8 protein-coding genes and 1 pseudogene are annotated in these 10,385 nt (G+C 69.0%); 7 read left to right on the top strand and 2 right to left on the bottom strand.

Annotated features, from left to right (window positions below; translation table 11 throughout):
- Both V7E05_RS12250 and V7E05_RS12245 read left to right on the top strand, forming a co-directional pair.
- Window positions 1-322, top strand: a pseudogene (locus tag V7E05_RS12250) (sulfite exporter TauE/SafE family protein); the annotation flags it as partial.
- Between the two features lie 107 nt (window positions 323-429).
- Window positions 430-1,974 carry a serine hydrolase domain-containing protein gene (locus V7E05_RS12245; RefSeq protein WP_333619928.1) on the top strand — a complete coding sequence of 515 codons (1,545 nt, stop codon included), beginning with the start codon at window positions 430-432 and terminating at the stop codon, window positions 1,972-1,974.
- A gap of 150 nt (window positions 1,975-2,124) precedes the next feature.
- Here V7E05_RS12245 and V7E05_RS12240 read toward each other — a convergent pair whose 3' ends face one another.
- Window positions 2,125-2,700 (bottom strand): hypothetical protein, encoded by a 576-nt coding sequence (locus tag V7E05_RS12240; protein ID WP_333619927.1) that lies wholly within the window; start codon window positions 2,698-2,700, stop codon window positions 2,125-2,127.
- Between the two features lie 223 nt (window positions 2,701-2,923).
- Window positions 2,924-3,826 (bottom strand): LysR family transcriptional regulator, encoded by a 903-nt coding sequence (locus V7E05_RS12235; RefSeq protein WP_333619926.1) that lies wholly within the window; start codon window positions 3,824-3,826, stop codon window positions 2,924-2,926.
- A 125-nt stretch (window positions 3,827-3,951) separates the two neighbouring features.
- Between V7E05_RS12235 and V7E05_RS12230 the strand changes: the two genes are divergently transcribed.
- From V7E05_RS12230 to V7E05_RS12210, 5 genes are all read left to right on the top strand, one after another.
- Window positions 3,952-4,971: an EamA family transporter gene (locus V7E05_RS12230; RefSeq protein ID WP_333619925.1), complete on the top strand. Its 1,020-nt coding sequence runs from the start codon at window positions 3,952-3,954 to the stop codon at window positions 4,969-4,971.
- Between the two features lie 97 nt (window positions 4,972-5,068).
- Window positions 5,069-6,502, top strand: a complete 1,434-nt coding sequence (locus tag V7E05_RS12225) for a glycoside-pentoside-hexuronide (GPH):cation symporter (protein WP_333619924.1) — start codon at window positions 5,069-5,071, stop codon at window positions 6,500-6,502.
- On the top strand, window positions 6,492-8,681 hold the full coding sequence (locus tag V7E05_RS12220; protein ID WP_333619923.1) for an alpha-amylase family glycosyl hydrolase: 2,190 nt from the start codon (window positions 6,492-6,494) through the stop codon (window positions 8,679-8,681). Before V7E05_RS12225 ends, V7E05_RS12220 begins: the two co-directional genes overlap by 11 nt.
- 90 nt (window positions 8,682-8,771) lie before the next feature.
- On the top strand, window positions 8,772-9,698 hold the full coding sequence (gene cysD / locus V7E05_RS12215; protein ID WP_442891673.1) for a sulfate adenylyltransferase subunit CysD: 927 nt from the start codon (window positions 8,772-8,774) through the stop codon (window positions 9,696-9,698).
- A partial coding sequence (locus tag V7E05_RS12210; protein ID WP_333619921.1) for a GTP-binding protein occupies window positions 9,698-10,385 on the top strand: 688 nt, incomplete at its 3' end. The genes cysD and V7E05_RS12210, both read left to right, overlap by 1 nt.

Genomic DNA, 10,385 nt, shown 5'->3' with positions numbered 1-10,385 from the left:
CGCCGCGCCGGTCATGGTCCTCTACTCCCGCTTCTCCCGCTGGGACCACCGGAGTTTCGCCGCGACACTCCAACCCATCTTCATGACCATGGGCGCGGTCTCCGTCGCCTCGAAGGCCTTCACCGGCTCCGCGCACCTCGGCGGCGAGCTCCACGCGTCCGTGCTCGCGCCGTTCGTGGTGGTCTGCGTGCTCGTCGGAATCGGTGCCGGGATCTGGCTGTCGTGTCGGGTCCGGGTGGCGAATGCGCGCCGCGTGGCCATGGTGCTCGCCGCCCTCGGGGGCCTCGGCGCGATCGTGCGCGGCCTCCTCGAAGTGCTCTGAGCGGGGCTCGAAGTCGGGGGTGCCCCGCCCTGCTGCGCTCACGATTATCTAAGGTTGCCTAACGATGGCGTGTCCCGCATAACAATCGGGCACGACAATTGGACAGCGTGAGTACGGGTGGACCGATGGAGACTTCGGTGGAAAAGCGCTGGCACAGGGGTGGTTCGGGCAGCGGTATGCCCGGGAGCCGCGAATCGACGCGTCGCCTGCGGCGCGGATTCGCGCTGGCCGCGACGTCGATCCTCGCGGCGGGGACGTTCGCCGGCGCCGGCTCGGTGACCGCGCCACTCGCCGCCGCGGACCCGGCCGAGGAACCGGCGGGCGCCGTCACGATCGAACAGGGCCAACCCGAGCAGTGCGCGGTGCCCACCGACGGCGCAGGCTACGCCAGCGCCAACCCCGCGGATGTGGGAATTGACCAGGCCAAGCTCGACGACGCCATCGTGTTCGCGGCCTCGCGCCTGCGGATCAACGTCCAGGTTTTCCGTAATAACTGCCTCATCGGCCGCGGCCCGCTCAACGACACCACCGACAACCTCAAGTGGAACCTGTGGAGCTCGACGAAATCGGTGATCGCCATGCTCGCCGGCATCGCGAACACCCAGGGCAAGCTCGACGTCAACGCGCCGATCGGCACCCATCTCGAGCCCGGGGAGGGCGACGAGGCGCACCGCGCGATCACGGTGCGCGACCTCCTCACGCAGACCTCCGGGCTGCAGCAGTCCATCGTTTCCGAGGGGTTCCCCAGCGGGCTCGATCTCGACCCCTCGGCGTCAAAGCAGGCGCTCGGCCTGCCGCTCATCCACGAGCCGGGCACGTTCTTCGAGTCTACGCAGCGCGGCCCCGATCTGCTCGCCCACGTCGTCGAGCGGGCCGTCGGCGAGGACCTGCAGCAGTACGCGCAGCGGGAACTCTTCGATCCCATCGGCGTCGGCGCCGACAGCTACCACTGGTCGCGCGACCGCAGCGGCAACACCTACGGCTTCGCATTCCTCTACATGGCGCCCCTGAGCTATTCGCGCCTCGGCATGCTGCTCGCCAACAACGGCGATTGGGCAGGCCGGCAGATCATTTCCGCCGACTACATGAAACAGCTGCGCACTCCCACTGAGACGAACCGCTGCTACGGATTCCTCGTGTGGGTCAACGACAAGCCGTGCACGGCCCCCACCATTCCCTCGCGCAAGACCTACGCCGTCTCGCCGTTCGAGGGACTCCCGGATGATGCGTTCGCCATGGTCGGCGCCCTGCAGCAGAACAACTTCATGATCCCGAGCCTCGGCCTGCAGGCCACGTGGAACGGAGTGCTCGGCGATGTGTCTCCGGATCCGAGCACGGTGCTCAGCGCGAACTCCAACAGCGAGCTCGCCCGGACCTTCCTGCGCAAGCTCGTCGCGGCGTACTCCAACCCGACCGTGCCCGATCCCGGCGCGTACGAGCCGACCTTCAACCTCGACGTCGACATCAACAACCTCGCCAACCCGGCCGTGCTGGGGCAGCCGTTCGGCCTCGGCCCGTTCGCCGTGGACGGCTGCAACGAGTTCTCGTGCGGCGAGGAACCGCTGCGCGCCCCGCTCTCGGACACCGGCGGCTGCTTCGTACTCGACTGCATTCCCGCTCCGGGTGAGGTCCCGGCGCCGCAGGGGAGCTAGCGGGGACTCGCCGCGGGCCCTGTCCGCTCGCCACGGCGGGGCAAATATGTCAATGACGGCGGGCGGCCGGATTTCTCCGTCCGCCCGCCGTCATTTGTGTTTCCTGGTGGTGAGCCGCGGCGAGCGGCCCGCCACAGGGGCGGTGTCTTGCTACTCGGCGCCCGTGTCGCCACCCGTGTCACCGCCGGTGTCGCCGGGGTCGGTGGTCTCGTCGTCGACCGTCCAGTCGGCGGATTCGCCCGCGGCGATCTCAGTGCCACCTGAGCCAAAAGCGAACGAGAGCAGCGCAGCGACGAGTGCGCCCTCCAGCGGGGTCGACGACGGCGCGCCATCTTCGCCGGCGGATAGGATGGTCACGTGCCCGCCGGTCTCGATGGGCTCGAGCAGCCCGAGCGGGTTGTTCATGTCGACATCCTCGTCCGCGATGGAGGCGTAAGGGAAGACCATTCCGCCGCGCTTGACTGCCTCTTCGCAATCGTTCTTGTGGGTCACGACGGCGCCGTCCTCGCTCGGAGTTACCGAGACCGGGCCATTGAGTGCCTTGGCCGCGAGGTCGAGGTCGGCCTTGGTCTTGTCGAGGTCGAGCCCGAGCGAGCCGCAGCTCAGCGAGCCCAAAGGGGCTTCCGGATCGTCCTGTGCCGCAGCGATTCCCGCGCTCGCCGCGAACATGCCGAGCGCAAGTGCGGCAGTCGACGTGGCCGCTACGAATTTCTTCGACGTCTTCATGCGTCTTCTCGATCGTTGAGAGCCAGGGGAGGGGTTTCCTCGGGCCGCAACGTCAGGGTGGGACGGATCACATCATGTTTATTTGAAGGAATCAGTATTTATTGGAATTGACTACAAATACCTTTCGATCTAGGCACTGGAGTGCTCATAGGGGAGCTACCGTCCCACGGCCCACTCCCTTAACGCAGGCTGTCAGGCTCGATCTGGTGGCTACCGCGGCTCTTTACCTTTCGGAGGGGCGCTGCTCCGCGAGCGCTTCGCGGAACGCGAGGATCGCGGGATGGGTCTCCGCTCCCGTGCGGACCGCCGTCCACAGCGTCCGGCGCGAGCTGTCGCCGAGTTCGACGACGTCGACCCCTTCGGGTTCGTCGCCGGCGATGAGCTCGGGGGACAGGGCCATCGCGTGCCCGCTGCGGACGAGGTGGATCTGCAGGAGCGGGTCGGGGGTCACGTAGCGGACGACGGGCTCGAAACCCGCGTTTCGGCACAGGTCTCGGCCCCACCGGCCCATGACGTTGGCCTCCGGGTCGAGGGCGAGCGGCGCCTCGCGGAGCGCATCGATCCCGCGGGGAAGCTCCGCGTACCTCCCGCGGAGTGGGCGGAGGAGGAACATCGCCTCGTCCCACAACGGCTCGACGTGGAAGCCCTCGGTGGGAATCTGCGGGATGCCGGGGTAGTCCTCCCCGACAATGAGGTCGTAGCGGCGGGAGGCCAGGCCCTTGCTCGCCTCCTCGACGTCGTGCTGGGTCAGTTCGACGCGGAAGTCCGGGTGCCGTTCGCGGAGCAGGTCGAGCGCGTCGGGGACGATCGTCGCGAGAACGGTCTGGAAGCCTGCGGCGCGCAGCGTGCCGCTCACTACGGAAGTAGAGCTCGCCATGGCCGACTCGGCCTCGTCGGAGAGGGCGAGGATGCGCGCGGCGTAGTCGGCGAGGACCTGCCCTTGCGGAGTCAGCCGGACATTGCGCCCCGCGCGCTCGAGCAGCCGGAATCCGGTATCCCGTTCGAGCGTCTTGAGCTGCTGCGAGACGGTGGAGTGCGAGTACGCCATGACCTCCGCGACGCGCGTCACCGTGCCGCGCTGCTGCAATTCGAGGAGCATGCGCAGGCGGGTGGGGTCGAGGTCCACGGGCGGCCTCCCGTCGGGGACGATTCCCGCGCGATGCGCGGCGTCAAATATGTAAGTAGAGCGAACAGATAATTGCCGGATTATGGCGCTAGACTAACCGATCGCGCGCTCCCACACTGGACGCCGTGTTCGATTCGATTCCCTCCCCGCCCCGGAGCCGCGGTGGCGCGGGCGTGCTCTGCGTCGCCGGTTCGTGTCTCTCGCTCCAATTCGGCGCAACGGTCGCCCATTCGCTCTTCCCCGCGGCGGGAGCGTGGGGAGTCACGGCCGTGCGACTCGCGATCGCCGCCGTCATCCTCCTCGCCCTGGCCCGCCCGGCGGTGCGTTCGTGGGGCCGGGACACGTGGATCTCGGTCGCGCTGCTCGGGATCACGCTCGGCGCGATGAACGGCTTCTTCTACGCCGCGATCGCCCGCCTGCCGCTCGGCGTCGCCGTGACCATCGAGTTCCTCGGCCCATTGCTGCTCGCCGCGGCGCTGTCCCGCCGGGCCGTCGTTCTGGGCTGGGTGGCCCTCGCCCTGGGCGGCATCGCGCTGCTCGGGCTGGATTCCTTCGTGACGGCGGAGGTCCTCGATCCCGTGGGCGTCGCCTTCGTGCTGTGCGCCGGCGCGATGTGGGCGTGCTACATCCTCGCCGGGGCCAAGGCGAGCGCGGCGGTCCCCGGGATGGAGGGCCTCGCCGTCGCCTTCGCGATCGGCGCCGCGGTCAACGCCGTCCCCGGCGCGGTCGGTGCCGCGCACATCGTCACCACGCCCTCGCTTTACCTGCCCGCGCAGCTCACGGGCGTGCTCGGCTCGCTCGTCCCGTATTCGCTCGAGATGCTCGCGCTGCGTCGGCTTTCGCGCCCGGTGTTCGGCGTGCTGCTCAGCCTCGAGCCGGTGTTCGCGTGCCTCGTCGGCTGGATCATGCTCGGTCAAGCGCTGTCGCCGCTGCAGTGGGTGGCGGTCGCGGCCGTGATCGTCGCGACGACGGGCAACACCCTCGGCTCCCGCGGGGATGCGGAGGGGCCGCCGCCGGCGACAGCGACGGCGGTGTGCCGGAGACCCCGGTGGGCATACCGGAGTAGAGCGAAGGGGATACCGGCGGACAACCCCGTGGGCTCCTCTTCGGAAGAGCATCGCGGGGAGACCGCCGACAGCTGGTAGGTCTTGCTGTTGCCCCGGGCTCTGCGGGCCAGGCGCCGATACACCGGACTCCGCCGAAGTGGCCTGCGCGGCCCGATCTCAATGGCACACTGGGCGCGTGGACGCGACGCACGGTGTCGCGGGCGGCGCCGGTGCCGCGCCCGCGGTGCCGACCGATACTCCTTCGCAGCGGAGGAGGAATGCGTGGGGCTTCGGCCTGGGGACGCTGGGTCGGGACATGATCGGCGCCCTCGTCACCATGTTTCTCATGGTCTACCTCACCGAGGTGCTCGACCTCCCCGATTCCACGCTCGGCGCCGTCACGGTAGTGCTCGTGGTCCTACGGCTCTTCGACGCGGTCAACGATCCCGTCATGGGGCTCGTCGTCGACAACACGCGCACGCGCTGGGGGAAGTTCAAGCCGTGGATCGCGGGCGGGGCGCTCCTTTGGGCCCCGGCCACCGTGCTGCTGTTCGCCGACTTCGGGCTCGAGGGAGCGGCGTTCGTCGCCGCGTTCACCGCGTGCTACCTGCTGTGGGAGATCGCGTACACGGTCAACGACATCTCGTTCTACGGCATGGTGCCCTCGCTCTCACGCGCGCAGGACGAGCGCGAACGGATCGGGGTCGTTACCCGGCTGTGCGCGAACATCGGCCTGTTCTCGGTGGTCGTCGGGATCGTGCCGATCACCGACGCGCTCGAAGGGGCCCTCGGCTCGGCACGAGCGGCGTGGCTCGTCTTCGCCGCGGCGCTCGGGGTGATCATGCTCGCCTTCCAATCGATCACCCTCCTCGCGACGCGGCAGCAGGTCGGCGCCGAGGTGCCGCGGCCCACGCGCCTTTCCGAGCTGTTCGGGGTGCTCGCGAAGAACGACCAGCTCATGTGGGTCACCCTCGCGATGTTCTTCTTCATGACCGGCTTTACCGCCACCGCCGGCTTCGGCCTCTACTACTTCACCTACATCTACGGCGACGCCTCGATGTACTCCGTCTTCGCCGCGATCCTCGGCGGCGCTCAGATCCTCGGCCTGCTCACGTTCCCGTGGGTCTCGGCGCGCCGAACGCGCCGGCAGGTGTTCTCCATCGCCTCCATCGCGTGCCTCATCGGCTACGCGGCGTTCGCCGTCGCAGGGGCGTCGATCATCGCCATCGGGGTCGCCGGGGTGCTCATCTTCTTCGGGCAGGCGTACATCCAGCTGCTCATCATGGTGCTCATTGCCGACACCGTCGAGTACGGGCAGTGGAAGCTCGGACGGCGTAACGAGTCGATCACCTTCTCGCTCCAGCCGTTCCTCTACAAGGCGTCGAGCGCGGCCGCGGCGGGGATCATCGGGCTCACGCTCATTGTCTCGGGGATCAACGACGCCGAGGGCCCCGCCGACCTGTCCGCCGGCGGCAGGCTCGCCTTCGAGATCGCGATGTTCGGGGTCCCATTCCTCCTCGTCGCCGCGAGCTGGGCGATGCTCCGCCGCCATTACCGGCTCGACGAGGGGACGTACGCGCGGATCGTCGCCGAGCTCCGCGAACGGGAGGCGATCTGGCATGGGAACTAGACGCGAGCAGGGCGGCGGAGGCGGGCTCGGCGACAACCCGCGGCTGGGCGACATCTACGAGAGCCCGGTCGGCCGCGACGCGATCGACAAGCTCCTCCTCCAGCTCGGCCTCCCTCGCATTATCGTCGACAACGCGCTGGTCGCGCGCCTGCGCCTGCGATCACTCGCGCGCCTCCGCCCCACCCTCGGCCCGGGTATCGCGGACGCCCTCCTCGAGCTCGTCGCGGACCACCCGCAGCGCGGCCGGAACCGCCCCTCGGGCGCAACAAATGTAGACGCGGCGCGCTCCGCCGGGACATCCACCCGGAATGACGACGGAGCCGACTCCTCCCCGGGCGAGTGGTGGCGCACGGCGGTCTTCTACCAGGTCTATCCGCGGTCCTTCTGTGATTCGGACGGAGACGGCATCGGCGACCTCGCCGGAATCACCGCGCGGATCGATCACCTCTATGCCCTCGGCGTCGACTGCCTCTGGCTCTCGCCGATCTTCGATTCCCCCGGCGACGACGCGGGCTACGACGTTCGCGACTACCGCGCGATCGACGCGACGATGGGTACCCTCGCCGACCTCGATGCCCTCGTCGCCGCCTGCCACGAGCGAGGCATGCGGATCATCTGCGACCTCGTGGTCAACCACACCTCCGCCGAGCACGAGTGGTTCCGCCGTGCGCGCGAGGACCCCGACGGCCCGTACGGGAGCTACTACTTCCTGCGCCGCTCGCCGAGGCCGCCGAATAACTGGGCCTCGTTCTTCGGCGGCCCCGCGTGGCGTCGCCTCGACGATGACGGCGACGGCGTCGGCGACGGCGACGGCGCCTGCGACGACGGCGGGGACGCCGCAGGCGGCACAGGCGGCGCCGCCGGCGAAAGACTCTGGGCCCTCCACCTCTTCGGGCCGGGGCAGATGGACCTGGACTGGGCCAACCCCGACGTGCGCGAGGAGGTCGCCGAGATCGTTCGATTCTGGAGGGCGCGGGGAATCGACGGATTCCGCCTCGACGTCATCAACTACGTCTCCAAGCGAGCAGGCTTGCCCGACGGCGATGAGCACCTCGGCGCCCTCTTCGGTTACACCGGCATCGAGCACTACTTCTTCGGCCCTGACCTGCTGCGCCGGCTCGCCGAACTGCGCGAACGCGGTTTCGCGAGGCGCGAATCCGACCCCCCGCCGTCATCCACGGTGAGGGCGAGAAGCTCCGACGGCGAACCGGGGGAGCGGCTGCCGCCCGATCGGGTGGGGGTCATGGTCGGCGAGACCCCGGGCGTGGGCCTGGAGATGGGGCGTCTCTTGACGGCGGGCGAGCCACGCGCCCTCGACCTCACCTTCGATTTCGACGTCCTCGATGCCCCGGGGCGCACCCGCTGGGACGACTACCGCTATCCGCTCTGGTACCTCAAGCGGTTCTCCATCGAGGCGATTCGGCGCCTCGGTCCCGGTGGGGCGTTCGCGCGCTTCCTCGACAACCACGACAACCCGCGGATGCTGTCCAAGGTGCTCGGCGATCGTGACTCCGATCCCGAGCTTCGCGCGGCCGCGGCCAAGGCGCTCGCCGCGATCCAGCTGCTCCTCCCCGGCGCGGCATTTCTCTACCAGGGGCAGGAGATCGCGGCGATCGATCAACGCTTCGACTCGATCGGGGAGCTGCGCGACATCGAATCGCTGCGCCGCTTCGAGGAACTGCGCGCGGCGGGGAAGAGCGAGGAGGAGGCGTTCGCGACGGTGCTGCCCGGTGCGCGCGACCACGCGCGGGCACCGATGCGTTGGGAGCCGGGGGAGGGGCGGGGCTTTTCGCTCGTGCCGGGCGCAGCGCCGTGGCAGCCGGGCGCGGAGGACGCGCCGGGGTTCACGGTCGCCGAGCAGGCGGGGGTGGCGGGCTCGGTCCTCGAGTTCCACCGCGAGCTGGTCGCGCTGCGGCGGCGGGCTGCCTTCGCACGTGGCGGAATCGAGTTCGTGACGCCGCGCTCGCGGAAGTACTTCGGCTGGGTGCGGCGCTGCGGCGACACCGGGGGTGCGGGCGGCATTTCAGGAGAGAGCGGAGCCACAGAAGGCGGGGCCGAGGCCTACCTCGTCGAGGTCAACCTCACGGCGCGCCGCATCCGCGTCCCGCGGCGGGCGAGGAACCGCGCAGGCTCGTCGCTCGGCCCCTTCGAGGTGAGGATCACCGCCCTCGAGGAGTGAGCGAGGAGTGAGCACGGCCCCGTTTCGCCGATATAGACAGAGCGGTCTACACTAGACAAGTCTGTCTAACCCTTAGGAATGGGAGGAACCGTGACGGCATCTGCCCCTGCCGCGACGCACGAGCTCTCGCACCTCGACGCCCTTGAGGCCGAGTCCGTCCACATCTTCCGAGAGGTCGCCGCGCAGTTCGAGCGGCCCGGGATGTTGTTCTCCGGAGGCAAGGACTCCGTTGTCATGTTCCACCTGGCGCGCAAGGCCTTCTGGCCCGCGCCGATGCCGTTCCCGCTGATGCACGTCGATACCGGCCACAACTTCGACGAGGTCATCGAGTATCGCGACCGCGTGGTCGCCGAGACCGGCACGCAGCTCCTCGTCTCGTCTGTCCAGGACGACATCGACGCCGGCCGGGTCGTCGAGGACACGAGCCCTGGCGCCTCGCGCAACCGCCTGCAGACCACCTCCCTCCTCCGCGGAATCCAGGAGAATCGCTTCGACGCGGTCTTCGGCGGCGCCCGCCGCGACGAGGAAAAGGCCCGCGCCAAGGAGCGCGTCTTCTCGTTCCGCGACGCCTTCGGCTCGTGGGACCCGCGCGCGCAGCGCCCCGAGCTGTGGAGCCTCTACAACGGCAAGCACCGCCGCGGCGAGCACATCCGCGTGTTCCCGCTGTCCAACTGGACCGAGCTCGACATCTGGCAGTACATCGAGCGCGAGGACATCGACCTCCCGCCGATCTACTACGCCCACGAGCGCGAGGTCGTCGAGCGCGACGGCATGCTGCTCGCCAACACCCGCTTCCTCAAGCTCTACGAGGGCGAGGAGTTCCACACCGAGACCGTGCGCTTCCGCACCGTCGGCGATGCCACGTGCACCGGCGCCGTCGAGTCCACCGCGTCCACGAACGCCGAGGTCGTCGCCGAGGTCGCCGCGACCCGGGTCACCGAGCGCGGCGCCACCCGCGCCGACGACCGCATTTCCGAGGCCGGCATGGAAGACCGCAAGAAGGAGGGCTACTTCTGATGACCACGACAGCCACAGGCCTCTCCGCCCCCGTCGGCCTCGACGAGGAAGCGGACCTCCTCCGCATCGCCACCGCCGGCTCCGTCGACGACGGGAAGTCCACCCTCATCGGCCGCCTGCTCTTCGACTCGAAGGCGATCTTCGAGGACCAGCTCGCCTCGGTCGAGGCCACCTCGCAGAAGGCCGGCGACGAGTACACGAACCTCGCGCTGCTCACCGACGGTCTCCGCTCGGAGCGCGAGCAGGGCATCACCATCGACGTCGCTTACCGCTACTTCTCGACGCCGAAGCGTAAGTTCATCATCGCCGACACCCCTGGCCACGTGCAGTACACGCGCAACATGGTCACCGGCGCCTCGACCGCCGACGTCGCGATCATCCTCATCGACGCGCGCAAGGGCGTGCTCGAGCAGACCCGCAGGCACGCGTACCTGTCCTCGCTGCTCGGCATCCCCAACCTCATCGTCTGCGTCAACAAGATGGACCTCGTCGACTACGACGAATCGACGTTCGAATCCATCCGCACCGATTTCCTCGCGTTCTCCGAGAACCTTTCGGTGGGCCGCATCGACTTCGTACCGATCAGCGCGCTCAAGGGCGACAACGTGGTCACCAAGGCCGCCGAGACGCCCGGCGCGGTCGACGAGATGCCCTGGTACGACGGCCCGACCATGATCGAGCTGCTCG

The organism is Dietzia sp., from assembly GCF_036741115.1.
In the GTDB taxonomy this organism is placed as follows: Bacteria; Actinomycetota; Actinomycetes; order Mycobacteriales; family Mycobacteriaceae; genus Dietzia.
Note: the sequence above shows the minus strand (reverse complement) of the source record. Positions and strands in the feature narration are given on the sequence as shown.

Coding starts and splice junctions, on each gene's coding strand:
- V7E05_RS12240 (WP_333619927.1), bottom strand. CDS start 2,700: ATGAAGACGTCGAAGAAATTCGTAGCGGCCACGTCGACTGCCGCACTT.
- V7E05_RS12220 (WP_333619923.1), top strand. CDS start 6,492: ATGGGAACTAGACGCGAGCAGGGCGGCGGAGGCGGGCTCGGCGACAAC.